25 protein-coding genes and 1 tRNA gene are annotated in these 26,816 nt (G+C 53.1%); 6 read left to right on the forward strand and 20 right to left on the reverse strand.

Translation table 11 applies throughout. The features are described from left to right. Window positions 1–141 precede the first annotated feature (141 nt). Entirely contained in the window at window positions 142–909 is a 768-nt protein-coding gene (modA, locus tag ACHZB8_RS21015) for a molybdate ABC transporter substrate-binding protein (protein WP_316863176.1), read from the forward strand. 27 nt (window positions 910–936) lie between these two features. Here the strand turns inward: modA and ACHZB8_RS21020 are convergent, their stop codons facing one another. Beyond that, a complete protein-coding gene (locus ACHZB8_RS21020) occupies window positions 937–1,524 on the reverse strand; it encodes a hypothetical protein (RefSeq protein WP_316863177.1) in 588 nt (195 codons plus the stop codon). Window positions 1,525–1,567: 43 nt separating this feature from the next. Continuing rightward, on the reverse strand, window positions 1,568–2,143 hold the full coding sequence (locus ACHZB8_RS21025) for a hypothetical protein (protein ID WP_316863179.1): 576 nt from the start codon (window positions 2,141–2,143) through the stop codon (window positions 1,568–1,570). Window positions 2,144–2,432: 289 nt separating this feature from the next. Between ACHZB8_RS21025 and ACHZB8_RS21030 the strand changes: the two genes are divergently transcribed. The 3 genes from ACHZB8_RS21030 (at window position 2,433) to ACHZB8_RS21040 (ending at window position 7,305) form a co-directional block, all read left to right on the forward strand. Then, window positions 2,433–5,381: a hypothetical protein gene (locus tag ACHZB8_RS21030; protein WP_316863181.1), complete on the forward strand. Its 2,949-nt coding sequence runs from the start codon at window positions 2,433–2,435 to the stop codon at window positions 5,379–5,381. Next, window positions 5,378–6,880 (forward strand): hypothetical protein, encoded by a 1,503-nt coding sequence (locus tag ACHZB8_RS21035; RefSeq protein ID WP_316863183.1) that lies wholly within the window; start codon window positions 5,378–5,380, stop codon window positions 6,878–6,880. The genes ACHZB8_RS21030 and ACHZB8_RS21035 overlap by 4 nt, the downstream gene beginning before the upstream one ends. Before the next feature lie 89 nt (window positions 6,881–6,969). Next, complete coding sequence (locus ACHZB8_RS21040; protein ID WP_316863185.1) at window positions 6,970–7,305, forward strand: hypothetical protein; 336 nt, start codon at window positions 6,970–6,972, stop codon at window positions 7,303–7,305. 306 nt (window positions 7,306–7,611) lie between these two features. Here the strand turns inward: ACHZB8_RS21040 and ACHZB8_RS21045 are convergent. The 15 genes from ACHZB8_RS21045 to urtA all read right to left on the reverse strand — a co-directional run bounded on the left by ACHZB8_RS21045 (window position 7,612) and on the right by urtA (window position 22,022). Then, window positions 7,612–7,688 (reverse strand) — tRNA-Met (locus ACHZB8_RS21045). A 215-nt stretch (window positions 7,689–7,903) separates the two neighbouring features. Continuing rightward, the gene (locus ACHZB8_RS21050; RefSeq protein WP_316863187.1) at window positions 7,904–9,976 is read right to left on the reverse strand and encodes a flavohemoglobin expression-modulating QEGLA motif protein; all 2,073 of its coding nucleotides are present in this window, start codon (window positions 9,974–9,976) and stop codon (window positions 7,904–7,906) included. After that, window positions 9,957–10,991: a glutathione synthase gene (gshB, locus tag ACHZB8_RS21055; RefSeq protein ID WP_316863389.1), complete on the reverse strand. Its 1,035-nt coding sequence runs from the start codon at window positions 10,989–10,991 to the stop codon at window positions 9,957–9,959. The genes ACHZB8_RS21050 and gshB overlap by 20 nt, the downstream gene beginning before the upstream one ends. A 161-nt stretch (window positions 10,992–11,152) precedes the next feature. Continuing rightward, entirely contained in the window at window positions 11,153–11,761 is a 609-nt protein-coding gene (gene ureG, locus ACHZB8_RS21060; RefSeq protein ID WP_316863189.1) for an urease accessory protein UreG, read from the reverse strand. Then, a complete protein-coding gene (locus ACHZB8_RS21065; protein WP_316863191.1) occupies window positions 11,758–12,402 on the reverse strand; it encodes an urease accessory protein UreF in 645 nt (214 codons plus the stop codon). Before ACHZB8_RS21065 ends, ureG begins: the two co-directional genes overlap by 4 nt. Window positions 12,403–12,422: 20 nt before the next feature. Further along, the gene (locus ACHZB8_RS21070) at window positions 12,423–12,869 is read right to left on the reverse strand and encodes an urease accessory protein UreE (protein WP_316863193.1); all 447 of its coding nucleotides are present in this window, start codon (window positions 12,867–12,869) and stop codon (window positions 12,423–12,425) included. Window position 12,870: 1 nt separating this feature from the next. Beyond that, entirely contained in the window at window positions 12,871–14,580 is a 1,710-nt protein-coding gene (gene ureC, locus ACHZB8_RS21075; RefSeq protein WP_316863194.1) for an urease subunit alpha, read from the reverse strand. Beyond that, window positions 14,580–14,885 (reverse strand): urease subunit beta, encoded by a 306-nt coding sequence (locus ACHZB8_RS21080; protein WP_316863197.1) that lies wholly within the window; start codon window positions 14,883–14,885, stop codon window positions 14,580–14,582. The genes ureC and ACHZB8_RS21080 overlap by 1 nt, the downstream gene beginning before the upstream one ends. Window positions 14,886–14,894: 9 nt before the next feature. Then, window positions 14,895–15,197: an urease subunit gamma gene (locus ACHZB8_RS21085; protein ID WP_316863199.1), complete on the reverse strand. Its 303-nt coding sequence runs from the start codon at window positions 15,195–15,197 to the stop codon at window positions 14,895–14,897. 9 nt (window positions 15,198–15,206) lie between these two features. Further along, complete coding sequence (locus ACHZB8_RS21090) at window positions 15,207–16,025, reverse strand: urease accessory protein UreD (RefSeq protein ID WP_316863200.1); 819 nt, start codon at window positions 16,023–16,025, stop codon at window positions 15,207–15,209. Between the two features lie 13 nt (window positions 16,026–16,038). Beyond that, window positions 16,039–16,734: an urea ABC transporter ATP-binding subunit UrtE gene (gene urtE, locus ACHZB8_RS21095; RefSeq protein ID WP_316863201.1), complete on the reverse strand. Its 696-nt coding sequence runs from the start codon at window positions 16,732–16,734 to the stop codon at window positions 16,039–16,041. Window positions 16,735–16,737: 3 nt separating this feature from the next. Continuing rightward, on the reverse strand, window positions 16,738–17,481 hold the full coding sequence (gene urtD, locus ACHZB8_RS21100) for an urea ABC transporter ATP-binding protein UrtD (protein ID WP_316863203.1): 744 nt from the start codon (window positions 17,479–17,481) through the stop codon (window positions 16,738–16,740). Then, a complete protein-coding gene (gene urtC, locus ACHZB8_RS21105) occupies window positions 17,478–18,671 on the reverse strand; it encodes an urea ABC transporter permease subunit UrtC (RefSeq protein ID WP_316863205.1) in 1,194 nt (397 codons plus the stop codon). The genes urtD and urtC overlap by 4 nt, the downstream gene beginning before the upstream one ends. Window positions 18,672–18,674: 3 nt before the next feature. Beyond that, window positions 18,675–20,693: an urea ABC transporter permease subunit UrtB gene (gene urtB, locus ACHZB8_RS21110; protein ID WP_316863207.1), complete on the reverse strand. Its 2,019-nt coding sequence runs from the start codon at window positions 20,691–20,693 to the stop codon at window positions 18,675–18,677. A gap of 66 nt (window positions 20,694–20,759) precedes the next feature. Continuing rightward, window positions 20,760–22,022: an urea ABC transporter substrate-binding protein gene (gene urtA / locus ACHZB8_RS21115; protein WP_316863209.1), complete on the reverse strand. Its 1,263-nt coding sequence runs from the start codon at window positions 22,020–22,022 to the stop codon at window positions 20,760–20,762. Window positions 22,023–22,217: 195 nt separating this feature from the next. Here urtA and ACHZB8_RS21120 point away from each other — a divergent pair, with 195 nt between their 5' ends. Both ACHZB8_RS21120 and ACHZB8_RS21125 read left to right on the forward strand, forming a co-directional pair. Beyond that, entirely contained in the window at window positions 22,218–23,129 is a 912-nt protein-coding gene (locus ACHZB8_RS21120) for a LysR family transcriptional regulator (protein WP_316863210.1), read from the forward strand. Window positions 23,130–23,392: 263 nt separating this feature from the next. Continuing rightward, window positions 23,393–24,136, forward strand: a complete 744-nt coding sequence (locus tag ACHZB8_RS21125; protein ID WP_316863212.1) for an outer membrane beta-barrel protein — start codon at window positions 23,393–23,395, stop codon at window positions 24,134–24,136. 298 nt (window positions 24,137–24,434) lie between these two features. Here ACHZB8_RS21125 and ACHZB8_RS21130 read toward each other — a convergent pair whose 3' ends face one another. The 3 genes from ACHZB8_RS21130 to ACHZB8_RS21140 all read right to left on the reverse strand — a co-directional run bounded on the left by ACHZB8_RS21130 (window position 24,435) and on the right by ACHZB8_RS21140 (window position 26,807). Continuing rightward, the gene (locus ACHZB8_RS21130; protein WP_394706235.1) at window positions 24,435–25,214 is read right to left on the reverse strand and encodes an amino acid ABC transporter ATP-binding protein; all 780 of its coding nucleotides are present in this window, start codon (window positions 25,212–25,214) and stop codon (window positions 24,435–24,437) included. A gap of 124 nt (window positions 25,215–25,338) precedes the next feature. Further along, window positions 25,339–26,133 (reverse strand): transporter substrate-binding domain-containing protein, encoded by a 795-nt coding sequence (locus ACHZB8_RS21135; protein WP_316863216.1) that lies wholly within the window; start codon window positions 26,131–26,133, stop codon window positions 25,339–25,341. Window positions 26,134–26,156: 23 nt separating this feature from the next. Continuing rightward, window positions 26,157–26,807, reverse strand: a complete 651-nt coding sequence (locus ACHZB8_RS21140; RefSeq protein WP_316863217.1) for an amino acid ABC transporter permease — start codon at window positions 26,805–26,807, stop codon at window positions 26,157–26,159. Window positions 26,808–26,816: the final 9 nt, after the last annotated feature.

The raw sequence follows: 26,816 nt of genomic DNA on the forward strand, positions 1-26,816 counted from the left end.
ATCGGGCACAATTCCTTTGGCACAAAAGCTGCATTTCAGATCACTTGTCTGAAGATTTGTGCGTCCCTAAGAAGCACACAAGGCAACCAGACTTCGTCATTGATGTGCCAGCCATGGCAACAAGGGAAAAGGACCGTCAAATTGACCGCACTATCAAAAATCCGATTATTTGCCACCAGCCTTTGCCTGATGACATGTTTTGGCCCTGCCATGGGGAATTGCGCAGAAACCAAGATCGCTATTGCAGCCAATTTCACCGCCCCGGCAAAGGAAATTGCATCCGCATTTGAAAGGGTCACCGGGCACCATGTCAAAATAAGCTTCGGCTCCACGGGCAAGCTGTTCGCCCAGATCGTCAATGGCGCTCCCTTCTCCGCCTTTTTGGCAGCCGATCAGGCACGGCCGAAAAGAGCGGAGGAGCAAGGCTTTGCAATTGAGGGAAGCCGCTTCACTTACGCCCGAGGCCAGATCGCTCTTTATAGCACAGACCCCTCGTTGATTGATCCGCAAGGCGCTGTCCTGATGAAACCCGAGGCCTTTTCTCGGTTGGCCATCACCAACCCCAAAACCGCCCCTTACGGGGCCGCGGCGATGGAAGTATTGAACAACATGACCGTCCCTGAGCAGTCGCTCGACAAGATCGTCAAGGGTGACACGGTCATTCAGACCTATCAGTTCATCGCGACCAATAACGCCCAGCTCGGCTTTGTCGCTCTGTCTCAGCTCGTCGGGGTTGAAGAGGGATCACGCTGGATGGTTCCCGCAAGGCTTTATACCCCCATCAAACAGGATGCCATTCTGCTCAAATCCGGCGCAAAGGACAAAGCAGCCCTTGCCTTCCTTCACTTTCTGAAAGGAGAAGAAGCCAGAGCCATCATTCGCAAATTCGGCTATGACATCGAAAGATGATACGACGCCACACCACAAAGCCGAGGCTTATCCTTGCTGCGCATGGCCCAAAGCCCGAATTTCGGACTTGATGCGACGCTCGATATCATCAAGCATATCTTCGGGTGCCCGAATATAATTGATCATCCGGCCCTTCTTGCTGTAGAGCCTGATTTCATTGTCCTTGAAAATTCTGCGACTGCCATAAGCCTTGTCCCACGGCATGAACAGGGCATCGCTTTTTTGTGCCAGAAGTCCGATCCCTTTGGAGGTCATGTCGTCTGAAATGGCAAACAGCAGGGCACCGAGAATTGCGGCACCGTCCTTCCCCGCGCCGACTGTCACAGAAAAAATTCCCTTTTCATCAAGCACATAGGAAACTCGCAGGCTATTTCCTGTCACGAAAATCACAATCAGATAGCAAAAGGCGAAAAACAGGCTAATTGCGCCACACATCCCAAAAATCGCCAAGAGTCCATCATATTCGCCTTCCCAGGCCATATAGCCCGTGATGCCGACCCCCATGACGAGAGGAACCCCGACAATCGGAAGGAGGATCATTTTCATCAATCTCCACGAAAGAAGCTTGTGATCATAACTCCAGGTAATGGACTTGGGATCTTGAACCTTTTCCATGTAACGATCCTCTTGCGATAAAATCAGCCCTCTTGAAGCTGGGTCACTGTCTCGCGCTCAAATGATGCTTGACGAAATCCAGCACTTCATCAAAGCTTTCATCCCGGCAAAAGACGGCATCAAGCACCAGTCTCTTGCCATGCAGAACAATGGTCTTCTGATCGGGTAACAGTTCCAGTTTCCTGATGTCGCCCCAAGGGGTCGTGCGTCCTCGGTTGCCATGGGCGATGAGCCCGGCACCGGCAAGTGTCGGATTGATTGTCAGGAAACCGAAGAGAACGGCAAGAATTCGGCCAACGCTTGCCTTTCTGTCGATGACAAGTGAGCGCACGCCGTCTTTATCCAGAATGAAAGACATGCGCATGCGATTGCCAAACACCAGCAAGACAGCAACGGCAACAAGAAACAGCAGAACGCCAATACCGCCGAAAAAGATGTAGAAGGCAGCTTTCATTTCTGCCGGTTCATTATCGATGATCCCAAGCACCAGCATGAAGAGAGCAACGACAGCCGCAGGGATGATAATAATCAGGCTCAACTGTCTCAAAACCACACGATTGGTTGCCAGTGGCACATCTATGTCCCACGTCAAACTCGTCTTCTGCATAGCTCGAGACATGGCTTCTCTCCGCTCCGACCTCAGGCAAAAGCCTGAATCTCCCCCACTTGAAGAACAAAAACCTCTTTCAGCATAAGCCAGTCGGAGCCCATTCCGGTGAGGCGAGATGTCGCACAAGACACCTGTAGCATGGAGTCGCTCCCTTCTCTCTGGGAAACTTGTGGACACAATTCAGAGACATTAAGACATAAAATATACAAACCAATAGTTGCAAATCGACAGACCACTCACAGACCGCAGCTGGATTGATGAAATTGTCAAGAATCTGACTGCTTGGGGAGGGCTAGAAATGGTCGCGAAGATTCTCGGAACTCGCCAACTCGTTTTCTTTTGTCTATTGACCCTGATGATGCAATTATCCCATCCCGGTCCGGCATTCTCAGAAGCATGGCTCTCATACCAGCTTAGAACCGCAACTTTTGAAATGCCTGCCAACTGGAAGGTCAAGGATCATTGGCGCGATCAGGAATATGACTTCACCTCTCCCGATAACAGCATGACGATTTGGGTCCGCTGGTGGTTTCCTGACGAACCTCTGACCGGTTTTTCCGATGTCTTGTCGCACGAGAAATTGACGCTCGCCGGGCAGGATGCCCTTCTGGTGCGATCCGACAGCGGGGTAGACCGGTCCGTAAAGGTGGCTTTTCAGGATACGGACGAAGAGGGAGAACTGCTCCTTGTGCAACTCTTCAGCACAACGGCCTCGATCGAGCAACTGGAAGATCAGCTTTTCCGCATCCTCAAGCGCATGTTGGTCAAGGGAATACCGGCCCTTCAGGAACAAGATGCCGCGACTTCCTTCGGCGAACAATCCCCAACCTATCCTCCGCTGAAAGGCTACCACTATAACAGGAGGGGAGACTTTTCTTTTGCCGCCCTGCCGGGCTGGTCCTTCAAGGACGGACGCAGTGATGGTGCCGACTACACCTTTGCCCTTTCGGCAGAGAATGACGCTGCCATCCTTGTCGCCCATGCCGAGTCGACGTCTGGCAAAACGGCCAAGGCAATTCTTGATACCTATCTGGGCTACCTTTACCGGAACAGCGTACTGGTCAAATCCATCAAGGCGGAAAGCGACCCGATATTGGCCGGATACTATTTCCATGCCATAGATGTCGTCGCCAAACTCTATGAAATCGCAGGCACCCCTGTGCCTTTTGACAGAGGTCGGGTCACGATCTATCAAGGCGGCACCGACTATAGCGGTTTTGTAATCCTGACCTTTCGCAAGGAAAAGGGGTCGGAAGCAGTCGTTCCCATATTGCGCAGGATCACGGAAAGCCTGACCATCGGGCAGCCCGTTGACACCTCTGGAGCCATGAGTGCGGAGGCAGAAGGCAGCGAAGACGGTCTGCAAGTCATTGGCGGATCTGACACGATGGCAGACAACGCGCCCCCTGAAGGCAGCGAATGGCAATCCCAGATCGAAAAGCGGCTCAAAACCCAGTGCATTCTGCGCTCGAAAGACGAGTGGGATCATCCGACATATTCCGTAATGGTAGACGCAGGTGTCGACTTCCGCTTTGTCATGCAATGCAAGGACTTCGATCATACGGTCTTTGGGGTTTCATTCCGGTATGACATGCGAGCCAAAACAGACGACTATTTCCATCCCCTCTATTTCAACATGATAAAGGCCAACAATGGCCGCCCCTTTTCCTTCCTTGAAGTCAGAGACTATCTGCTTGCCAGCCTGAGACGTGAAACGAACGGCAATCTGCTGCTGGACTTTGCAGATCTTGACCCACCGGATCCGACAGTCACGATAGCCCGAACAAAAGACCCCGATATTGTCAACACCGAGCCTCAATCACAGCCAGACACAGCCAAAAGCCAGATTGATGATTATATGTTGCAACCTCAAAGCGGCATCCTGTTTGACGGCAAGTCTCTTGGTGAAAGCTGGTCGGCAATGAACCACTACAAAAACCACTTTGAGACGCTTGCAGATTTCACTGCTCAAGGTCTCGACATCGCCTGGCAGCCGGAGGACAAGGTCAACTTTCTGGGCATCTACTCAAAGGATCCGGTCTTGTGGCTTGAGCGCTTCACCCAGGGGGCCGAAGCACGCATTACCTACAAACTCGATGGTGCCTCGAGCAAAGGGCTGGTCATCGGCCTGCGCCAATCCTATGCCAACGAACACAATGTTCTTGGCAACAAGGACTATCTCCTTTCATGGGTGCAACAGACAAATAGACGTTTCCGGTATCAGCATCGCCTGAAGACACGCGAAAAGGACGGCCAGACGATAGATGATGTCAAGCAGATCCTCGACACGTTCACACTCATCCTGCGCCCGTCCGGCATCACAGTTGAAGCAAAAGGCATCCCGGCGTTTGAGCTGCCTTACGAGCAGTTGCTTGATGGTGCAGGATTACGCTTTTGGGCCTATGCCATTTCCGACAGCCAAAAGGCCGGTCGCCTGACGCTGAAAGAAATTTCCTATGAGTATAAACGAGGCGAGGCCGAACAGCCCGGAAGTCCAGCCCGGAATGTCAAACCACTCGAAGTCGCCACATTCTTTGATGGAGCAAGCACCGAAAATTGGGAAGGGCTTGATTTTGGCGACGTGAAGTTTGCTGACCTGAGCACTCGGAATAGCGGCGAGATAAGCCTCTCGCGTCGAGCAAATCCACCGAATGGCAACCGGATTGCCTTTGCAAGCAAGGGACCCGTGATCAAGCTCGATGAGCGAATTGAAAGAACCCCTTATGAGGTTGAAATCACCATCAATCCCAAGCTTTCCAATCTCTCCGGGCGAATTGTCTTGACGGACAATCCCAGAAATTACGTCAAGGCGGCCAATATCGCCATCACCCTTGAGAAGCTGACCGAAGGGCCCCATACAGGCAAGACAAAACTGACCCTCCACGCCAATCATTTCTTCTATGGCTTCTGGTCACGGCTCTTGCCCGAAGGGTTGGTCGACGATTCCTGGGACGGCAAACTCACTCTGACATTTGGCCACAAATGGTTCCGTGTCTCCCTGGGCGGAGACGCCTATATCACCGTCAACAGCTCCCAGGTTGCCCGCGGCAGAGACTACCATATTGTGTTCGTGCCGGGAGGCCTCTGGTACCGGACACCCGGAGAAATCTCCATTCGGTCCGTCACAGGTGGCTGGAAAACACCCGATGGCATGACAGAAATGGAACGCCAGCATCTGGTGGATCTGGATAAATTCGACGCAGATTTGTTTGCAGACATGCTTGCCAGCGAGAGGGCCGCCAAATGACATCTCAAACAGCAACAAGACAGTCTCTTTGCCTATTGTCACTCGGTATGGGTCTCGCCCTTGGTCTTCTTCAAGCCCACCAGGTTCGAGCCGAACCGACACGCGACGAGCATGACAACCACGCCATATCGCGCTGGATCAATCTACCCCATGAGCGCCAGCTGTTGGTCTTGCAGGCTCTGGGCGTCACCATCCCGCAAGCCTTTTACAATTGCGTCTGCAAATCCGCTGGCTATGGCACCTCGGGAACCCACCAATATTATCACCCCGACACGATCGGCAAGTACAACAAGACCTATGCCTGCCAGCATCCGGGCCCGCCATGCGTTGTCGCCGGTTTTGGTTGCACACGCCACGACTTGCCAAAAGACCCCAAGATCTACGAACGCTGCGCCGCTCAATCCGGGCTGAAGGGGGGCAATCCCCTCGACAACATTCTGTCAGCCCTTGATGACAGGGCCAACCGCAAGGGCTTGACCGGCAATCCGGTAGACATGGAAGCAAAGAAGCCCGATCCCGAGCAACCGGCCAACTGTGCCAGTCAACGACAAAAATTTGTCGTGAAAAAACCCGAACCATTCTTGAAAGACGTCAGGCAGGACAAACGGATCTATGCCATATCGCCCGAGTTTCTCAAGGAAATTGACCGCTGGAGCATACCAAAGGAAGTTCAGCAGAAACTCTTCGACTATGTCAACAAAGCCAGCGAAACGATGCACCACACCTATGTTGGTGACGAGCTTGATTGGCGTTTCGACTTTGATCTTTTCGAAATCGGTGTCTCCAGAGACAAAAGAGGCAAAATGTTTATCTCGGAAATCGTGTATAAACATTCCCCGCCCAAGGGGGCCAAACCGGTAAAGGTCGCCCCTGAATTTGCCATCAAAATGGGCCGATCTCGCGATTACAAGGAGAAAAGCGAATACGGGTATGTGAGCGATGATCTTGATATTTTCAATATGCCGACCGGCTTCAAGGCCGGCTATGTGGCCGAAGGAAAATATGGCGAAGGCAAGATCGGCGTGGACGTTGATTTCACCCGGCGAGCCTCTGACTATTATGACGGCGAATGGCAGAGAGAAAGCGAATATGCGGTTGTTCGCATGGTCGAAAACATGGTTTCGTGGATAGATGGCTATGTCGGAGGGTCTGTCAATGTCGACAAGATCGTTCCAACCGATTTGAGACCGGATGGCGGCATCATCAGCTTCGGTCCGGAAATATCCTTCAGCCTCAGGGAACGCTTTTCCAATCTGCTATTCTCCGACATGCATGCGGCACTCGACAATATGCTGGACAATCAGAAAAGATGGGAAAACCAACGCAAAGACTATATCGCCGAAGAGGCAAAACGTTTCGGTCTCGACAGCCGATGCTTCACGACCGGCGAGTTGATCACGCTCACGAAACAGGCCTATGAAGCACAGAAACAGAGCGACCCATTTGCACAAGAACCGTTCCTGCGACTTAAAAACAAGGCCAGAAAGAACAGTAAATAAGGCAGAAAACCCGGCAGGCCTTTTCGCCATGCCGACCGCCACACCATTCGGAGATTCTCCAAACAGCTGACGACCGGGAGACTATTATTATGGCTTGGATTTTGGCCGTGAACCATCTTTTCGACTACATCCTTAGGCACAAGCTTGCAGAGTTCAATAAAGTGTTGGCGAAGAATACGGATAAGCGTGTTAAAGTGACGGTTATTAAACAGCGTAATGACTTCAGTGAAATACCTGAGGGTAAGTTCATCGAGTTCTGCCGTAGTGCGGGTGTCATCTCAAACGATGTTCGTAAAATCCTTGATCAGAAGCTTGGCACGCAAAACACAAGTGCCCATCCATCGGGCGTGAAGATCATGCGCAGCAAGGTCATCGATTTTGTTGAAGATCTTGTTGAGAATGTTGTTCTTAAATATACGATCTAAGAAACGATTTTGGGAAAACGGGAGTTGACGGCTTTAGAGCTCGTTCACGGCCATGTAAAAGCGTGTCATCGTAAGTGCGGAGAATGACCGCTGTCCACTCTCGGCTGCAATCCACTCGGCCACTTCAGTTGATGCAAATTACAAGCATATAGGCTGATTTAGGGTTGGTAAAATATGCGCTTAGGATGTGCATTTGGTGTCAGGCTATATAACAGCAAGTTGGCCCCAAACGGCACCCCATGCCTAATACACGTAAAAACGCTCAGCACTCCCTGCACCCATCGTTCTGAAAATTATGAGAATTTTTGGTAGCGGAGGAGGGACTTGAACCCCCGACACGCGGATTATGATTCCGCTGCTCTAACCAACTGAGCTACTCCGCCATACCATGCCTACGCCCTTTCCGAGCGCGGTGTGTCAGGCTTATAGGCAGCACACCTTTGACTGTCAAGCTGGCTTTGCAGCAAGTAGACAGAAAATTTGCCATTGTGAATAAAGCATTTGCACCAATCTGCCCACATCAGCACCAACCAGTCCCGCCTAGCTACACCAGGCTTGGGGTGGCAACCAGCATCACCCTTCAGGCAGAAGAGCACGGCTATACGGCTTCCCGGCGAAAAGCGGCAAGGTCATTCGATGTCTGTGGCGATGTCCGCTCGTTGATGTCTCCTATGCGCAGGGAAGAAATGAGATAGTCGTGCACGGGCATTGTCTTTTCCGGTTTTTCGAGCACACGCGGCAAGATACTGGGTATTTTGACAATCTCGCGCCGCATCAGATCTTCTGTCATGGCATAGGTTTGAAAGCTTCCCTTGCCGACGAGAAGCGGCAGCCAGGATTGTCCAGAATTATAGTGGGCAATCGCTCGCGCCAACCCTCGCAAATACACATAATCCTTGGTAAAGCCGCCGCCCCGATAAACCCGGACAGCAACCATGAAGGCCCGATCAGCATCGGCCTGATAGTCCTCTGTAAGGCACTGCCAGGTTCTGGCGAAGGAATACCCGTCCAGAAGACAGCGCACCGCAACAACTCGCAAGGCGAGCGTCTTGAGGCGCGTCATGGAGAGATTGCCGGAAAGATATTCGGCCAATACCGCCAGCCCTTCCTGCGTTTCGGTCGACCCAAACCGACCCAGCCTGAAAATCTGCAAGGGCTGCTGGCGAGCGATCGCGGCCGTTACCAGATGGATCCCGACCTCATGATTGCAGAGCGCCTTGGCTGCCTTGAGGCTGCTGCGATGTCCCCGGCGCACAAGAACCCGATAGCGGCTGTTGTCGACCATCGCACCGGCAATAATCCGGCTGGACAAAAGGACATCCGCATCAAGCTGATAATAGTCGACCTCTTCCTGTATGAGCGAAAGAACCTGCCGATCCGACAAGTTCTGCGGCTCGTCATTTTCTTCGATGGGCACGGCAGCATGGAGAAGAAATCTGGCATTGTCCATATCGACCCGGTCGGGCTCTCCATAATATCGCAAGGAGTTATAGAGACAGTCCCGCGTTCCGATCACCGACATCAAATCAACCTTCATGGAAAGACTGTTGATCGCATGCCGATACAGGCTTTGCAGCGTGACATCCTCGATCGCCTCAAAGGGCAATCTGTATAGCTGTTCCTTGATCAGGAAGGGATCGATATCCAGATGGCGATATTTGAATTGCGGTTCGTAATGTCCCTTTTTGGCAAAGAATTTCTTGCGCTCACTGTCCAGATTGATCGGGTTGACATAAAGCAGCGGATCAAGCTTGCCAGCAACCTTGTAAAGTGCGCGATCCAGTTCCTTCAACTGCCTTGTAATGCCGTTTGAGAGCAGATCGTGACGAAGGAATTGTCGGCTCTTGAGCCTCTTGTTGGCCGCCATCGCGGCATGAGATGTAATGAAACGTGTAAGCTCGCCCTTTAGCGCGGCCACGACAGCAGGCCAAGACACTCCGCTTTGCTCATCGCAGAAGATCTTTCTGACTTCAAGCGGAATGCAAAGAACCAGATTGGAATGAGCCCTGCAAAAACCAGCCAGATACCCCCTGCCCTGAAACACTTCATCCAACGCGACCCGCATACTCCCTTCACCCAGATCACATTTTTCCAACTGCCTGTAGAAATACTGGATGGAAGCCCTGTGGCTGCGCATGTCGATCTGCGACGTCCCGATATTGAAGGTCGGAGCAGCATCACCGCCCCGCCTCTCGCCATTGTAGGAATGGACATCATAGACGACGCACCCACCATGCTCTCTTGAGAGCTTGGCAAGGACATGGGCCATCATCCTGTAGAACCGCCGGTGTTTTTCAAGAGCGCGGGCCCGTAGTCGCTCCGGCAGAGCCTCATCCCACACCGTCTGCCCCCAGGCCTCGTCATAAATGGCTGCTTCAGGCCTTCGGTTGAGATCATATTCATACCGACTGTCAAGCCCGATGATGCGATTGGGCATCCCGGAAATCAGCTCAGCCGTATGAGGGTCTTCTTCATAAATCCGCTGACCGGCATCCAGAGCACAATAGGCTTCCAGATCACTTTCAAAATCATGCCCGTCATGAATGGCCGTGCAGATATAGGGCATCGATGGATCGAAGTGAATTTCGAAAATTCCGCTCGCCTCGCGCGCCTGAAATGTCTCGCCTGCATCGATCTTCGCGATAATCGCATCAAGACTCAGAGACTGCATCTTCGATCAACCTTTGATACTGCGAACGCCGCGCCATCAGGACTTCTTTGGTAGCAATCACCGACTCGACAAAATCGATGACCTTGACCTGCAATTTGGTTCTGTTCAGCCTGTTGATCCTCACGATGCCGCCGGGGCTGAGCACATTCACCTCGATCAGCTTGCCACCGATGACATCAAGCCCGACAAAGAACAGACCATCCCTGACAAGTTTGGGGCCGATATGCTTGCAAAGAGCCTTTTCTTCCTTGCTCAGCGCATGCTTGACCGCCTTGCCTCCCTGATGAATGTTGGAGCGCAAATCCCCATCCGCAGGAACCCGTCGCATGGCACCGATCGGCTCACCATTGAGCATCAGAATGCGGACATCCCCCTCTTCGGCACCGGGAACAAATTCCTGCAAGATGACATATTGATCATTGTTGGCACCAAGATAGAAATCGAGCAGCGAGCGAAAGCTGGCCCGAGACCCTTTCTCGACGATGATGACACCCTGCCCGCCATATCCACCGAGCGGCTTCAGAATCATTTTCTCGCCCGAGGATTCCGCCAGCACCCGCTCCAGATAGTCCCTGTTTTTCGAAACATGGGTCACCGGCACATAATCGGTACCCGGATCATAAAGCGAGGCCGTGTAGATCTTGTTGCTGGCAAGGCGCAGTCCGTTGACATCATTGCAGATAAAGACATCTTCCTTGACCGAATCCAGAAAATTCAGAACCGTTGCGTCAAGTGGCGGGTTGGCACGCATGAATATCACGTCAAAGCCCGCAAGTGGCAGCATCTTCTTTTTCAGAACCGCCTGCTTGTAGAATTGTTCGGAAGACTTGGGCGCACTGTCACAGGTAATGACGGTACAGAAACCGAAAGCCTCTGTGTCTCTCAAGGTGAGGCTTGTCTGGCTGGCCAGAGCAACGATATGGCCGCGAGACCAGGCTTCGAAAATCAAGCGAAGCGTGGTGTCCGTTTCGGGATCTATTCGTTCCCACGGATACATGAGAAAACAGATCTTCATTGGTCGGGAAAGCGATGTCACTGGCGTCAACCCAAATAGTGGCAAAGGTGCCGCATCCTAGTTGAGAAGCGCGTTTCTAACTATCGCAAATTCGCAATGACGAAGCGCTTTCTGTGGAAATTTTCTGCTGCTTGTCACTCGCCCTTGATAGCAAAGCCTTTTTACAGTCCACCGATTTTTTTCAGCGCCTCGACAACCGCCTCGCCGCCCTTGCCGGTCTTGATATCGGTGAGAAAAACGGGCTTGCCCTGCCGCTGTTTGTCGGCATCGCTCAACATGATGTCAACGGACACATCCACATGTGGCGCAAGGCTTGTCTTGTTGATGACCAGAATATCGGAACGGGTGATCCCCGGCCCTCCTTTGCGCGGAATTTCCTCCCCCATAGCCACATCGATCACATAGATGGTCAGATCCGCAAGCTCTGGAGAAAAGGTTGCGGCAAGATTGTCGCCCCCGCTTTCGATGATGACAAGATCAAGATCGGGAAAGGCTGCGTTGAGGTCGTCAATGGCCGCCAGATTGATGGAAGCATCTTCGCGGATGGCCGTATGTGGGCAGCCTCCCGTCTCCACGCCTCTGATCCGGTCAAGGGGCAACACCTGTTTCCGCATCAGATATTCAGCATCTTCCGAGGTGTAGATATCATTGGTGATCACCGCCATGGAATAATCCCTGGCCATGGCCTTGCAGAGATACTCGGTAAGAGATGTCTTTCCCGCACCGACCGGGCCACCGATACCAACGCGCAAAGGTCCGTTTGAAGTCATGTTCTGAATATCCTGGTCTTCATTGTTTCATGTTGCATGCTTGCCATATCGGCAAGAAAGCAGATGCCGCCCACCTGCGACAGCTCGGCTCTTTCGGCCCGAACTGAAATCTCATCAATCAATTCAAACAGTGCGGCAAGCACCTGCTGCCCCTCCGTCTGGCCAAGCGGAATGAAGCGCACCCCGGCCGAAATGATATTGGCTGCAAAGGCATGCAGATAAAGCCGCAGGGTGCGCGAAAGATCGATGGACTGCAACGCTGCGGCACGCCCCAGACAAACGGGCAAGGCTGCCGGTTTGAGATCCAGCCCCCAGACCGCAGACGTCACCTTGGCAAAGGCCCTGCCCTGCGCCATCGTTTCAAGATGCCGCTCCTTGCTTGCACAAAGAGCTTCGGCAAGCTCCGCTATCTCAAACCATTGCGCATCCGTTTCCGCCCGATAGGCGTGGCTCAACAATAGCGCGTCATTCCAGCCGCTTCCCTGAGAGAGAATATCGCCAAGCCAAAGTTCAAGATCCTTGCTGGTACGGATTGTTCCACCGGCCACCGCATACTCCAAGCCGTGACTATAGGAAAAGGCACCGGTCGGATAGCTCGGCGAGAGCCACGAAAAAAGCTGATGCAATTGGAAATCAGACATGGGGCTCCCGAAAACAGGCCTTAATGCTCGTGGCTATGTGTACGACCCTGTCCATAGGCACCGCCCTCTGGATTGAACGGGCCTTCAAGCTCTTCAATTTCGGCACCCAAATGGATCAGCATATCCTTGATCACATGATCATGACGCAGCAGAAGATGATCAGGATGGATCTCGCATGTCAGATGCCGGTTGCCCACATGCCAGGCCATGCGCGTGAGATGATGCGCATCCGACGCGGTTGCCTTCATCAAGGGCTCGTCAGCTGCTCGCACACGAATGCGCCGGCCATCCTCAAGCAAAATGTCATCGCCATTCTGCAACTCGGTAACCTTTGGCAAATCGAGCAAGAATTCCAGCCCTTCATCGCTTTTCATGGCGATGCGGCGGCGATAGCGTTCTTCATAGGTGAGGGTCACGACGCCCGTCGGGGCATCGTGACTGTGAGTAAGGGACGTTGCTTTGATCATATCAGAACATGAAATATCGTTGCGCCATCGGTAGCACCGAAGCAGGTTCACAGGTTAGTAATTCACCATCGGCCCGCACCTCATAGGTTTCCGGATGCACCTCGATGTGCGGTTTGGCATTGTTGAGCAGCATGGCCGATTTGCCGATATTACGGGTATTTGCCACCGGCAGAGTTGCACGGGCCAACCCAAGCGTGGTCGCAATATTGTTGTCAAAGGCTGCTTGCGAGACAAAGCTGATGGCAGACTTCTCGACCGCCCGGCCCATCGCCCCGAACATAGGACGGGTATAAACCGGTTGCGGCGTCGGAATGGAGGCGTTTGGATCGCCCATTTGCGCAACGGCAATGGAGCCCCCGAGCAGAACCATTTCCGGTTTGACGCCGAAAAAGGCCGGCGACCACAATACAAGGTCAGCCCGTTTGCCTTCCTCGATGCTGCCGATATGCTTGGACATGCCGTGGGCAATCGCCGGGTTGATGGTATATTTGGCGATATAGCGCTTGACCCGGAAATTGTCATTGTCGCCGGTTTCTTCCGCCAGGCGCCCGCGCTGCACCTTCATCTTGTGAGCGGTCTGCCAGGTACGGATGGCGACCTCGCCAACGCGCCCCATGGCCTGACTGTCCGAGGCAATGATACTGAAGGCACCCATGTCATGGAGAATATCTTCTGCCGCGATGGTTTCCTTGCGAATGCGTGATTCCGCAAAGGCCACATCTTCCGGGATGGACTTATCCAGATGATGGCAGACCATCAGCATATCCAGATGCTCTTCCAGTGTGTTGCATGTATAGGGGCGGGTTGGGTTGGTCGAACTTGGCAAGACATGTTCCTCACCACAGACCTTGATGATGTCGGGAGCGTGCCCCCCGCCTGCGCCCTCGGTATGGAACGCATGAATGGTCCGGCCCTTCATGGCTGCGACGGTGTTTTCGACAAAGCCGCTTTCATTGAGCGTATCGGTGTGGATCATCACCTGCACGTCCATGGCATCCGCCACAGACAGACAGCAATCAATGGCACCGGGTGTCGTGCCCCAGTCTTCGTGAAGCTTCAAGGCACAGGCCCCACCACTGACCATTTCCTCCAGGGCAGCAGGAAGGCTGGCATTGCCCTTGCCCGCAAGGCCGATATTCATCGGCACACCATCCATGGCCTGCAACATGCGCCCGATGTGCCATGGCCCCGGTGTACAGGTGGTCGCCAGAGTGCCGTGCGCCGGGCCGGTGCCGCCACCAAGCATGGTGGTAATGCCCGAATGCAGCGCATCCTCGATCTGCTGAGGGCAGATGAAATGAATATGGGCATCAAAACCACCCGCAGTGAGGATCTTGCCCTCCCCGGCAATGGCCTCTGTGCCAGGGCCGATAATGATATCGACATTAGGCTGCGTGTCGGGGTTCCCCGCCTTGCCGATCTTGGCGATAGTGCCACCCTTGAGGCCCACATCAGCCTTGTAAATGCCGGTGACATCAACGATCAGCGCGTTGGTGATGACCGTATCAACAGCACCAGCGGCACGGGTGACCTGACTCTGGCCCATGCCATCGCGGATCACCTTGCCACCGCCGAACTTGACTTCATCCCCGTATGAAGTCAGATCGCGTTCAACCTCGATAATGAGATCCGTATCGGCGAGCCGCACTTTGTCGCCCGTGGTCGGGCCATACATGTCAGCATAGGCTGCGCGTGAAATCTTTGCTGGCATTACAGCTCTCCCATGATTTTCTGATTAAAGCCATACACCTTGCGCGCGCCTGAAAGCGGGATCAGGGTGACCTGCCGTGTCTGGCCGGGCTCGAAACGCACAGCTGTGCCTGCCGCAATATCAAGACGGGTCCCCCGAGCGGCTTCACGATCGAAAATGAGAGCCGGATTGGTTTCGGCAAAATGATAATGGCTGCCGACCTGTACGGGCCGGTCTCCTGAGTTGGAGACCTCAAGCGTGATCGCCTCAGCATCCGCATTCAGGGTAATGTCCCCATCGGCAATAAAAAGCTCACCTGGTTTCATGATCGGCTCCTATCGAATCGGATGGTGAACGGTGACGAGCTTGGTGCCGTCGGGAAATGTGGCCTCGACCTGAACGTCATGGATCATGTCGGCAATGCCTTCCATGCACTGATCGGCCGTAATCACCTTGCCACCCTCTTCCATCAACTGGGCGACCGATTTGCCATCTCGTGCACCTTCCACGACAAAGTCGGTAATAAGAGCAATGGCCTCGGGATGGTTGAGTTTCACGCCACGCTCAAGTCTGTTGCGCGCGACCATAGCCGCCACGCTAATCAGCAATTTGTCTTTTTCCCTAGGGGTTAGCAGCATATTGATTCCTCACATATTCCAGACACGCGGCAAGGGATGCGCGCGAAATTGAGACAGGGTTGCAATCAGGGCAGCACGCAAAGGCTGCGCATCAGGGGCAATAAAACGTGTCACCAGACAACCGTTCCAGGCGCTGGTCGACGCTCGCACATCATCGAATGAAAGAAGGCCAGCCATCTGGTCACGCCTGTCCTCAGCATCCAGTGAGATATAGACCAACGTTGCAAATGCTCGCATATTTTCAAGCGTTGCTCTACCCCCCAGTGCAGCAGGATCACGAAGCCGCAAAGCATCGGCATAGACCAGTTTTCCTTCGCGCATGACACGCCATTGATCACAAAAATCACAGCGCTTCAGCGTCTCTCCCATCGCCTTGCGGCCAAGCACAACAGCCTCAAGCAACAAGGCCGAAGAGCTTGCACTCATGGAAACATCGAGATGACGATCAAGGGCGCTGCCATCGAACAGAATGGTTTCCTGAGGCAACCAGTCCATAGCCGAGAAAGCCGCGAGTTCAAGTTTCGTCGAGATCACACCCGCCCCTGACGAGGACTTGTAAATCCTCTCGGCGGTCTGCGTCGTAAGACACAGCGAGGCTCCCTCTTCAAGCCTTGCACAATAATCAAGCCTGTCACCACCGGTCACACCGCCCGAGGTGTTGATCAACACCGCGTCCACACGGCTGGCATGATTGCGCGGCAGAAGCGCCTTGACACAGCCTGACTGGTGAAGGTCCGAGAGCACCGTCCTGCCATCGCGCAAGCCAAAGCCCAGAGCAGCCTTGCCCCGGGCCCGTTGCAAATCCTTCGATGGCGTCAAGGTCAACATTCACGCTCCAGTTCTACACACTGAGGGTAGCCAGAAGATCCTTTTTCGAAACGGACTCTTTCTCGCCTTGAAGGATAATCTCTCCCCGTCTCATGGAATAGAAATGGTCTCCAAGGGAAAAAGCAAACTCAAAATACTGTTCGACCAGCAAAATAGCCATATCGCCCTGATCCTTGAGGAAAGAGATAACGCGACCAATCTGCTGGATGATGTTGGGTTGAATGCCTTCGGTCGGCTCATCCAGCAGCAGCAATTTCGGTTTTGTGATCAATGCGCGAGCAATGGCCAGCTGCTGTTGCTGCCCCCCGGAAAGGTCACCACCACGCCGGTTCTGCATTTCCTTGAGCACCGGGAACAGCTCGAAAATTTCATCGGGAACCTTGCGTTCGCCTTTGTCGAGGCAGGCAAAACCGATCTCGAGATTCTCCTTCACCGTCATCAGTGGAAAAATATCGCGCCCCTGCGGAACATATCCAACACCCCGCTTGGCCAGATTGTGAGCCGGCTGTTTTCCCTGCTCCTGACCATCAAGCCTATAGGTCCCACCGGAGTGGTTATGTGTGCCGGAAATGACCTTCAGGAGGCTGGTCTTGCCAACACCGTTCGTGCCCATCAGGCAAGTGATTTTGCCCTGCTCGGCCTGCAAATCGACGCCATAAAGAATTTGGCTTTGGCCATAATGCAGGGTGATTCCTTCAAGATCCAACATTGATCAGCGCCCCAGATAGACATCAATTACATTTTGGTTTTTGACAACCGCGTCAAGGCTGCCTTCTGCCAGAACCGAGCCTTCATGCAGTACCGTAACCTTGCAATCAAGGTTGCGGATGAACTCCATGTCATGCTCGATGACGACAACGGCGCGGGTTTTGGCTGCTTCAACGAGCAATTCCACTGTGTGGTTGCGCTCATCAACGGTCATGCCTGCTGCTGGCTCATCAACCAGCAGCAACTGCGGATCCTGCGAGAGCAACATGCCAATCTCAAGCCATTGCTTCTGGCCGTGACTCAGGTCTCCGGCGCGACGCGAAAGATGTTCGGAAAGTCCGATTTCACCCGCAATGGTCTCAACCTTCTCAAGGTCTTCCTTGTTGCTTTGATAGAACAGCACCGCGAAAGGACTGCGCTTGTTGCGCAAGGCCATCATCAGATTGTCCTTGACGGACTGGTCTTCGAAAACCGTAGGCTTCTGAAACTTGCGCCCAATACCAAGACGGGCAATATCGCTCTCTGACTTTGTGAGAAGGCTGATATTGTCGTCCCCCCAACGCACCTCGCCGCTGTCGGGCCGGGTCTTTCCGGTGACAATATCCATGAAGGTGGTCTTGCCAGCCCCGTTCGGACCGATGATGGCATGCAACTCGCCAGCGAAAATATTGAAGGAGAGATTGTTGATCGCCTTGAAACCGTCAAAGGAAACCGAAACACCGTCCACTTCCAACAGAGCGCCACTCATTGCTCGCCTCCCTTGCTGCCCTTGACAAGATTGATTTTATCAAACAGACCACCGATCCCTTGCGGCGCGTAAAGTGTCACCGCCACGAAGCTGACACCGAGAAGAACCTGCCACCAGTCCACCCATTTGATGGTATAGATGCCAAGATCAACATCGGGAGCCTGACCGCCCGTGAACCAACTGGACAACAGCGAGACAAAGGCAGCACCGATTGCAGCGCCATAGAGCCGCCCCCGGCCACCGATTGCCACCCAGACCGCCAGATAGATCGACGCAATGGGCGCAATTTCTGCCGGATTGATGATTCCGGCCTGCGGATAGTAAAGAGCCCCCGCAATTGCTGCGATAATGGCGGTCAATGTGAAAACAAACAGCTTGTAAACCTCGACATTATAGCCAAGGAAGCGCACGCGGGCTTCATCATCACGAATCCCGCGAATGACATTGCCCATCTTGCTCTCGACAATCAGCTTGATGAGCAGATAGCCAAGCGCCAGCGCAAAGGCCGAGGCCCAGAAGAACCAGATGGTAATGAAGGATTGCGGCGTATCCTCAAGATGCGGCAAATTCTGCAAACCGGACAAGCCGTTGTTACCGCGCAGGCCGCTATCATTCTGGAACAGATACAGCGAAAGCGCCAAGGTCATCGCCTGCGTCAGGATCGAGAGATAAACCCCCGTCACACGAGATTTGAAGGCCAGCCAGCCAAAAACAAATGCGAGCAGGCCGGGCACCAGCACGACCAGAAGAAGCTGCACTGGCAGCAAATGCGCAAAGCCCCAGATGGCCGGCAAGTCAGCCCCGCCCACAACACCGAAAATCTGCGTACCGATGGCATCCTGAATTTCCGCAAAAGTCGGCGGCAGAGGCGCATTATGCGCCGCTTCCACCACGATAAGGCGGGTACGCTCATACATCAGCCACATGCCGATCATGTAGCCGCCCAGACCAAAGAAAGCGAAATGGCCAAGGCTGAGAATGCCTGTATAGCCCCAGACGAGATCCATCGCGATGGCAATCAGACAAAAGCAAAGCGTCTTGCCAAGTGTCTTGATGAAGGAGGTCGAGATGAAACCGTAACCCACAGCCTCGCTCCCAAGCGTGACGAAAATCGTGAAGAGTGCAACAACACCCAGAAAGATCATTGCGCTGGGATGTTTGAGCAGAAACTTGATCAATGGTCCTTGCATTGCTTAGTCCCCCGCTGCCCGACCTTTAAGGGCAATGATGCCGCGCGGTCTGAACTGAATGAAAATGATAATGAAGATGATCATGAAGGTCTGGGCTGCAAGCGTGTTGGACGGGTTGAACCATTCAATGCCTTTTTGCAAGAAGCCGATCATGGCAGCACCAGCCAGGGTTCCCCAGATATTGCCAACCCCGCCGACAACCACGGTCATGAAAGACTGCACAATATAGTCGGACCCCAGTTCGGACGTCACTTTGGCGAACAGACCGATGGCAACCCCGGCAATCCCGGCAATGCCGGAGCCTAGCCCGAAGGTCAGCATGTTGATCTTGTTGGGATTGATGCCCATGGACGCAGCCATGCGCGGATTTTGTGTCACCGCACGGGTTTCCAGTCCCAGCCGCGTCCGGTTGAGAATGAACCAGAGCATGGCGAAGAAAATCAGCGAAAGAGCAAAGATCGCGACGCGAATCCAGCTGATGGATATCACGTCATTGATCACCAACGCCCCATCCAGCCACTCGGGCGACGTGAGCGGGCGGGCCTGTGTGCCAAAGATATTCTTGGCCAACTGCTGCAAGGCGATCGAGACACCGAAGGTCGCCAGCAGGGTTTCCAGCGGTCGATGATAGAGATGGCGGATAACCAGCCGCTCAAGAGCAACCCCCGCCGCAAAGGTCACCACAAAAGCCGCCGGGATCGCGACAATGATCGAGAGCGTATAATTGGTAATATATTGCTGAACGAGATAGCCGGTATAGGCGCCCATCATGATAAACTCGCCATGGGCCATGTTGATCACCCCCATCACGCCGAAGGTGATGGCAAGACCGATGGCGGCAAGGAAGAAGATCGATGCCAGCGACAGACCATCCAGGAACAAATCCGCAAATTCGGACAGAGACACACGGGTTTCAATGCTCGCGAGCGTTTCCTGCGTCGCCTTGATGACAGCCTCGGACGGCTCGTCATAAACAGCATAGAAGGCCGCATTGGCAACCGCCGCCGCAACCTCTTCATCACTTGGATCGTGAGGCGCAAGACCAGCCTCGACCAATGCCTTGTAAGCGGTGTGTCGGGCCTCTGGCTCGTTAAGGCTTGCAACAGGCAAGCCGCCCACCTGCCCATCCTTGATATTGGCAACCAGCGTATCATATTTCTGATCGGGCGAGATGTCAGCCGAAGCCCAGCCTTTGGCGACCAGCATGTCATAGGCCTGAGTGACAGACAAATGCTCGTCGCTGCCTGCATAAACGCGGCGCGCGGTGCCTTCATCTTCTCGCTCGGTTTTCTCAACTACGATCCTTGATGCTAGGATCGGATTGAGACGGGCACGCACATCGAGCCCCAGATCGGAAGCAAAACTCCGGATCGCGGCAACCCGCGCCTTCTCGTCCTTGTCATATTGTGTTGTAAGCAGGCGCTCGAGACGGATCATGCTTCTCTTGAGCCCTTCGTCAGTCTCGCGCGAAACGGCTCGGCGCAATGGCAACAGATGGGATGGTTTGGGATCCCGCGCAAGGCTGTCAAGACTTGCCTTGCGAAGCTCGACATCCTCGCTCACCAACTGATTGGCAACGAGGGCCGCACCAACCATCGCTCGCACCCCGGAATTGGGCTTGATCTGTTTGATCTCCTTTTTGGATGCCGTCCCGACGGGATCGCCGCTCTCCGGATCAAACAGGGTGTAGGTCTTTGAGTCCTTCTTCTTGACCGTAAACAGTGCCTTGTCTTTTTTCCTGTACCAGACATCCTTGTTCTGCCAGAGATCCAGAAACATATCAGCGGCAGGCGAACCGGTTTCCTGAATGGCATCAATCACCGATTGGGCAGTCTTGACCGACCCCTTGATGATGTGAGCAGCATTCGCCTTGAGTGCGGCACTGAAGGCAGAGGCATGGGGTTCGGCAGAGTGTTCCAGGCTCGCGCTGGTCGCTTGTTGGGCTTGCGCGATTGATCCGGCAAGTCCCAGACTGAGGGTGAACAGAGCCAGAAACAGAAATGCAGGAAAAAAGCGGGTCATGGGGAATGAACTTTCCTGAGCGCAGGGACCATGAAGGCCCCTGCGCTGATTGGCAACTCGGAAGGCTTAGTAGTTGGACTTCAACTGAACACAGGTTTTGGTTTCTGTGTTGTACATGCCGCAATTGAGGTTTTTCCAATCAGACTTCAGAACCGCAGACTCTGGCAGGTAGTCGGTCCAGGCATCGCCTGGTACTTCTGCGGTCTGGCTGATGATGTCGAACTGCCCATCTTCCAGGATTTCACCGATCAGAACCGGTTTGGAGAGATGGTGGTTGACGAGCATTTCAGCAGTGCCGCCGGTCAGGTTCGGGAATTTCTGGCCATACATTTTTTCGCGAACAGCGTCCACATCGGTCGTGCCAGCTTCGGTGACAGCATTCACCCACATGTTGAAGCCGATATAATGGGCTTCCATCGGGTCGTTGGTGACGCGTTCTTCACCCATGCGGGCTTTCCAGGTTTTGATGAATTCGGCGTTTGCTTCGCTGTCAGCAGACTGGAAATAGTTCCAGGCAGCCAGATGGCCAACAAGGTTGGTGGTGTCAAGCCCGGTCAGCTCTTCTTCGCCAACAGAGAAGGCAACGACGGGAATATCGTCAGCAGACACGCCAGCCGCAGCCAGCTCTTTGTAAAAACCGATATTGGCGTCACCGTTGATGGTGGAGATTACGCCGACCTTCTTGCCGTCTTCTCCGAGTTTGACAACGTCAGCAACAATCTTGGACCAGTCGGAATGACCGAACGGGGTGTAGTTGACGAAAATGTCTTCGGCTGCGATGCCCTTGTCTTTCAGATACTGCTCAAGGATCTTGTTGGTCGTGCGAGGATAGACATAGTCGGTACCCAGCAACGCGAATTTTTCGACGCCCAGCTCTTCAAGGAAATAGTCTGTCGCAGGAATTGCCTGCTGGTTCGGAGCAGCACCGGTGTAGAAGACGTTCTTGGAGCTTTCTTCGCCTTCATACTGAACAGGGTAGAAGAGCAGGCCGTTCAACTCTTCCAGAACAGGCAGCACAGATTTACGGGAAACGGACGTCCAGCAGCCGAAAATGACGTCAACTTTTTCCACGGTCAGAAGCTCTCGTGCCTTCTCGGCGAAAAGCGGCCAGTCAGAAGCCGGGTCAACAACAACAGGAACGAGTTTCTCGCCATTGATGCCGCCTTTTGCATTCTGCTGGTCAATCAGCATCAACATGGTGTCTTTGAGTGTAGTTTCGGAAATGGCCATGGTGCCGGACAAGGAATGCAGGATGCCAACCTTGATGTCAGCCATAGCACCGCAAGTCGTAGAAGCCAAAAGTGCTGTGGCAAGAATTAGTTTTTTCATTTTTGATGATCCCCTGGCAGATCAGCGCTGGAAGGTGCGCTTATTTTGGTTTTGCTATGATAACCGCTGGATGATATGTGTCAGTGGTTGATGGGAACGCTAGATTGAAATTACACTTTCGTCTGCCTCAAACTTCTCAGTGACGTGTTGCGTTTCTTGCACCACAAGACCTAAGTTGCTGGAATATATGAATTTATGCGCCACTTACAGTCGTTCAAATATGTTAAATCAATCGCTGAAGCCGGCTCGATCAGAGGGGCTGCGGAGACCTTGGCAATCTCGCCATCGGCCCTCAACAGGCATATTCAAACACTGGAAATGGACCTAGGAATCCAGATTTTCGATCGCCTGACCAAGGGGGTTCGTCTCTCGGTGGAAGGGGAGTTATTCTATAGATATGCACAGAAGCAGCTGGCCGGATTCGAGAAGTTGCAGAGCCAGATCAGCGACATCAAGGGCCTTAGAACAGGCACCGTGCGGATCGGCATCAGCGGCGATCTCGGCCACAAATTCATTCATAAGCAGATCGCCGAATATCAGAATGATCATCCGCAGGTTTCCTTCACGCTGAAGGTCATTGCGCAAAAAGACCTAGAAGCAGCCCTCAAAAGCAACCATATCGATGTTGCCCTGTTTTATCAGCCGGTTCTGACGCGCAATCTTCAGGTCATCCATGCCATTGAAACCCAGATTTTCGCGGCCTTGCCCAACGGTGCCCCGACCCGACAGAAAAACGCCCTGCTGCTTTATGAACTCATTGATCATGCCATCGTGATGCCCCCAAGAGACACCGAATTGCGCATCAAGATCGATTCAGCCTGCGAGAAAATTGGCATCGAATTACGCAATCTTCTGGAATGTGCCGACCCTCTGCCACACCTGAGCGCCACCATGAATGCCCGCATTGCTTTCTGCCTGCCATTTCGGGAGGATTTCGAAGAATTTGCCATGCGCGGATACAAGCTTGTTCCCATCACGTCCAGCGAATTGCTGACGGGCTTCATCAACATCGTATGCGCCGCCCAGAGCCTAACCTCGATTGCGGCGCAAAAATTCGTGGAACGCCTGATCGTCTCTCTCGAGGAAAGACGGGCAAGACCATTCTGACTCCGCCAACAGGCTTTGAGGCCTCTCCCCCAAAGGCAGGCTACTCAATCCCAAAAGCAGAAAACCGGCTCTGTTTGTCCATTTGACACATCCTGCGCAAATGCGGCTCAGCTCTGGTCTGCCACATTACAAGCATGACGAGCAGTTCTCACCCTGTTCCCTTATTCAAATTATGGTTAAACTGGTATTAATTATAATATGACATCTTTGCTTCGAAGGCTTTCCGAAAGCTCCCAACCGAACGCTATTCGAAGGATAAAGAGATGCGTAAGCTTGCAAAGAGAGTATCTTTGAGTGTTTTTGCTGTTGCAATGTCCACAGCAGCCGCTTTTGCAGCGGATATGCAAGCCCCTCCCTTTGTTGAATACGAACCACTGCCCCCTGTTGAAATCGGGTCTGGTTGGTATTTACGAGGAGATCTCGGTGCTGCCGCCTATTCAGGTGGTCACGGGTCATGGCTTCCGGTTGCAAGCGCCGACCCGGAATTTTACAACGAGCATATTGAAAACGGCCTCGTCGCCGGTGCCGGTATCGGCTATTATTTCAATGAAAAACTCCGTGGCGACCTGACTGTCGATTACCATGGAAAGGCAAAACTCACTGGTAACGCGCCTTGCACCGAACTCAATTGCAGCACAATTGAAACCCTCAATTTCAGTGCATGGACCCTGATGCTCAATGGTTATTATGACATCGGAACCTGGAACTCCATGACCCCCTATATCGGAGCCGGTGCCGGGATGGCCTATCTCAGAACGTCCGATTACACGACCACCAAAGGCTATGCCTTCGGAGACTATGGCAAAGTCAACTTTGCCTGGAACGTCATGGCAGGTGCTTCGTTCGATATCAGCGACAGGCTGAAGTTCGATACCAACTATCGCCTGGTATCCTTGGGGACAGCCCGGACAGATCATCCGACGACAAACCCTTCGGAAAATCCGGTGAAGTTCGAAAATCTATATGCGCAGGAAATCCGCGTTGGCCTTCGCTACGACTTGAACTAGAGACAGGCCGTCATTGCCACAGGAAACGCGACAGGATTGCAGACTGTCATCAGCCCGATGCAAGGCACACCGTGCCTCGCATCGCCATGGCTGGCAATGAACAATCAAAGCCAGACCCGGCCAGATGTCACCGACCAACGCGTGACACGAAATCATCCGGCCCAAACAGGGCTTGGAAAACAAGAAAGTGCGCGATGTGCTCCCTTTGACTTCCACCAGGGATTGGAAGGGGCTTGTTTCTTTTTGTTCCCATCTTGCAGGAAGCACACCGCTTGTATTCGGAATTTCAAGGCTCGCTTTAGTGCAGAATTTGAGCCAGAAATTCCTTGGCTCTTTCATGTTGCGGGTTCGTGAAGAAGACATCAGGCTTTGCAACTTCCAAAATCATCCCCTGATCCATGAAGACAACCTTGTTGGCAACCTTGCGCGCAAAATTCATTTCATGAGTCACACAGATCATCGTGCTGCCTTCGCGGGCCAGTTCGACCATCGTGTCAAGAACCTCTCGAACCATTTCCGGATCAAGTGCCGACGTCGGCTCGTCAAACAACATGACCTCCGGGCTCATGCACAAGGCTCTGGCGATTGCAACGCGCTGCTGCTGACCACCGGATAGTTGCGAGGGATATTTGTTTGCCTGTTCGGGAATCTTGACACGGGCGAGAAAGCGCTCGGCGACTTTCTTTGCGTCTTCCTTGGACGTCTTTTTGACCCGCATCTGGGCAATCATGCAGTTTTCGAGAACCGTCATATGGGGAAACAGATTGAAGCTCTGGAACACCATGCCGGTTTTGCGACGAACAAGATCGACATCCTTGCGTTTGCCCGAAAGCTTTACGCCAGCCACTTCCAGATTTCCCTTTTCGTGCATTTCAAGTGCATTCAGACACCGGATCAATGTCGATTTGCCAGACCCCGAAGGCCCGCAGAGCACCACCGTCTCCCCTCGTGCGACTGTCAGATCAATGTCTTTCAAGGCGTGAAAGGCACCGAAGAACTTATTCATTTTCTCGGCACGAATGATCGGATTTGATTGTTGTTCTGAACTCGTCATGATTTCCACCTTCGAAACAGGCATTCGACAGGGAGCGTCCTGGTTAACTATAGACTTGAATCTTGTCCATCCGGCCCAAGGTTGGATTTCCAACATTGGTTTGTGCAGATTTGTCCCAAACCGCAAGCAGTTTGGGACAAGTATTTCACTAGAAGCGTGGCAACTCTTCGTTGACAACACCCAGCCATTCTTTCTGAGCGGCTTGCAATTCGCCCGAATTCCAGAGCATCAGCAGGTCAGTGTTGAGCCATTGACGCAGATTGAATTCACCGTGACGAACGCCGATTGCCATCGGAGACTGACGGACCGCAAATTTACGATCGAATTTATCAGTATGTTTGCTGATCGCGATAGCTGCGGCAACGCCGGATACGATCGCATCAACCTTGCCGGTGAACAGGGCCTGGTTGGTCGCTGCATCATCTTCGAAGCGCTGAATGATGGTGCCTTCAACTGCCCGTTCGGTGATCAGTGTGTCATTTGTGGTTGATCTGGTCACGCCAACGCGTTTACCAACAAGATCTTTGAGATTTTTGAGATCAGCTTTTGCCGGAGCAAGGATCATCTGTTCGTCAACATAGATCGAGTTGGTATACATGACCGTTTTCGCGCGTTCCGCAGTGACCCCGAAAGAAGAGATCAGAATGTCGACTTTGCCGCTGGTCAGGTTTGGAATGCGGGCCTGGGAAACCTGGTCAACAATTTCAAGCTCGACGCCAAGGTCGCGAGAAATCAGTTTGGCCATGGCGACGTCGAAACCGGCAGGTTTCATGTCTTTGTCGGTCATCCCGTATGGGGGTGTAGAGAGCGAAATACCAACAATCAGTTTTCCGCGCTGAATGATTTTCTGTAGTGACTCGTCCTGGACTTGAGCCAACCCGGCGGTGCAAAGCAGGGCCGTTGCGACCACACTTGCCAAAGCGGTTTTTACGAATTTGATCATCTGTTAAACTCCTCCTACGATAATCAAGATTTGTGGAGCCGACGTTCGAGCTTGCGGCTAACGATCGTCAGCGGAAAGCACACAAGGAAATAGAACAAAGCAGCAAGAAGATAGACTTGAAGAGGCTTGAAGGTTGCGTTGCTTACGATCTGGGCCGTGCGTGTCAATTCGGTGATGCTAACAACAGAGGCAAGAGACGTGTTCTTGATGAGCATCACGAAAAAGCCAACTGTTGGTGGGGTTGCGATCTTAACGGCCTGAGGAATGATGATATATCTCATCGCATCAAACCGGCTGAGCCCCAAGGCATGAGCCCCCTCGCTTTGTCCAATCGGAACAGAATGGATCGAACCACGCCATATCTCTCCCAGAAAGGCGGCGGCATAAAATGAGAAGGCTATTGATATCGCCACAAGTGGCGGTACTTCGAAACCAACATAGTTGGCACCGAAATAGGCGATGAACAGGGTAACCAGCAGGGGCGTTCCCTGAACGACAAAGATATAGAGTTTGGCAACTCTGCGAACCCAGCGGTTCCGCGACACTGCCATGAGGGCAAGGAGCGACCCTGCGATAGATCCACCGGTCAAGGCGATGACAGCCAGTCCTATGGTCCATGCAAGACCTTGGAGCATAAAGTAAACATGCGGCAGGCTGAACTCTTGGAACATCATGACAGCGTC

It is taken from the genome of uncultured Cohaesibacter sp., from assembly GCF_963556055.3.
Lineage (GTDB): Bacteria > Pseudomonadota > Alphaproteobacteria > Rhizobiales > Cohaesibacteraceae > Cohaesibacter.

Bases quoted from the DNA above. Each gene is read 5' to 3' on its own strand.
- ACHZB8_RS21020 (WP_316863177.1), bottom strand. From the start codon at position 1,524: ATGGAAAAGGTTCAAGATCCCAAGTCCATTACCTGGAGTTATGATCAC.
- ACHZB8_RS21025 (WP_316863179.1), bottom strand. From the start codon at position 2,143: ATGTCTCGAGCTATGCAGAAGACGAGTTTGACGTGGGACATAGATGTG.
- ACHZB8_RS21030 (WP_316863181.1), top strand. From the start codon at position 2,433: ATGGTCGCGAAGATTCTCGGAACTCGCCAACTCGTTTTCTTTTGTCTA.
- ACHZB8_RS21035 (WP_316863183.1), top strand. From the start codon at position 5,378: ATGACATCTCAAACAGCAACAAGACAGTCTCTTTGCCTATTGTCACTC.
- ACHZB8_RS21040 (WP_316863185.1), top strand. From the start codon at position 6,970: ATGGCTTGGATTTTGGCCGTGAACCATCTTTTCGACTACATCCTTAGG.
- ACHZB8_RS21050 (WP_316863187.1), bottom strand. From the start codon at position 9,976: ATGCAGTCTCTGAGTCTTGATGCGATTATCGCGAAGATCGATGCAGGC.
- gshB (WP_316863389.1), bottom strand. From the start codon at position 10,991: ATGAAGATCTGTTTTCTCATGTATCCGTGGGAACGAATAGATCCCGAA.
- ureG (WP_316863189.1), bottom strand. From the start codon at position 11,761: ATGACTTCAAACGGACCTTTGCGCGTTGGTATCGGTGGCCCGGTCGGT.
- ACHZB8_RS21065 (WP_316863191.1), bottom strand. From the start codon at position 12,402: ATGTCTGATTTCCAATTGCATCAGCTTTTTTCGTGGCTCTCGCCGAGC.
- ACHZB8_RS21070 (WP_316863193.1), bottom strand. From the start codon at position 12,869: ATGATCAAAGCAACGTCCCTTACTCACAGTCACGATGCCCCGACGGGC.
- ureC (WP_316863194.1), bottom strand. From the start codon at position 14,580: ATGCCAGCAAAGATTTCACGCGCAGCCTATGCTGACATGTATGGCCCG.
- ACHZB8_RS21080 (WP_316863197.1), bottom strand. From the start codon at position 14,885: ATGAAACCAGGTGAGCTTTTTATTGCCGATGGGGACATTACCCTGAAT.
- ACHZB8_RS21085 (WP_316863199.1), bottom strand. From the start codon at position 15,197: ATGCTGCTAACCCCTAGGGAAAAAGACAAATTGCTGATTAGCGTGGCG.
- ACHZB8_RS21090 (WP_316863200.1), bottom strand. From the start codon at position 16,025: ATGTTGACCTTGACGCCATCGAAGGATTTGCAACGGGCCCGGGGCAAG.
- urtE (WP_316863201.1), bottom strand. From the start codon at position 16,734: ATGTTGGATCTTGAAGGAATCACCCTGCATTATGGCCAAAGCCAAATT.
- urtD (WP_316863203.1), bottom strand. From the start codon at position 17,481: ATGAGTGGCGCTCTGTTGGAAGTGGACGGTGTTTCGGTTTCCTTTGAC.
- urtC (WP_316863205.1), bottom strand. From the start codon at position 18,671: ATGCAAGGACCATTGATCAAGTTTCTGCTCAAACATCCCAGCGCAATG.
- urtB (WP_316863207.1), bottom strand. From the start codon at position 20,693: ATGACCCGCTTTTTTCCTGCATTTCTGTTTCTGGCTCTGTTCACCCTC.
- urtA (WP_316863209.1), bottom strand. From the start codon at position 22,022: ATGAAAAAACTAATTCTTGCCACAGCACTTTTGGCTTCTACGACTTGC.
- ACHZB8_RS21120 (WP_316863210.1), top strand. From the start codon at position 22,218: ATGCGCCACTTACAGTCGTTCAAATATGTTAAATCAATCGCTGAAGCC.
- ACHZB8_RS21125 (WP_316863212.1), top strand. From the start codon at position 23,393: ATGCGTAAGCTTGCAAAGAGAGTATCTTTGAGTGTTTTTGCTGTTGCA.
- ACHZB8_RS21130 (WP_394706235.1), bottom strand. From the start codon at position 25,214: ATGCCTGTTTCGAAGGTGGAAATCATGACGAGTTCAGAACAACAATCA.
- ACHZB8_RS21135 (WP_316863216.1), bottom strand. From the start codon at position 26,133: ATGATCAAATTCGTAAAAACCGCTTTGGCAAGTGTGGTCGCAACGGCC.
- ACHZB8_RS21140 (WP_316863217.1), bottom strand. From the start codon at position 26,807: ATGATGTTCCAAGAGTTCAGCCTGCCGCATGTTTACTTTATGCTCCAA.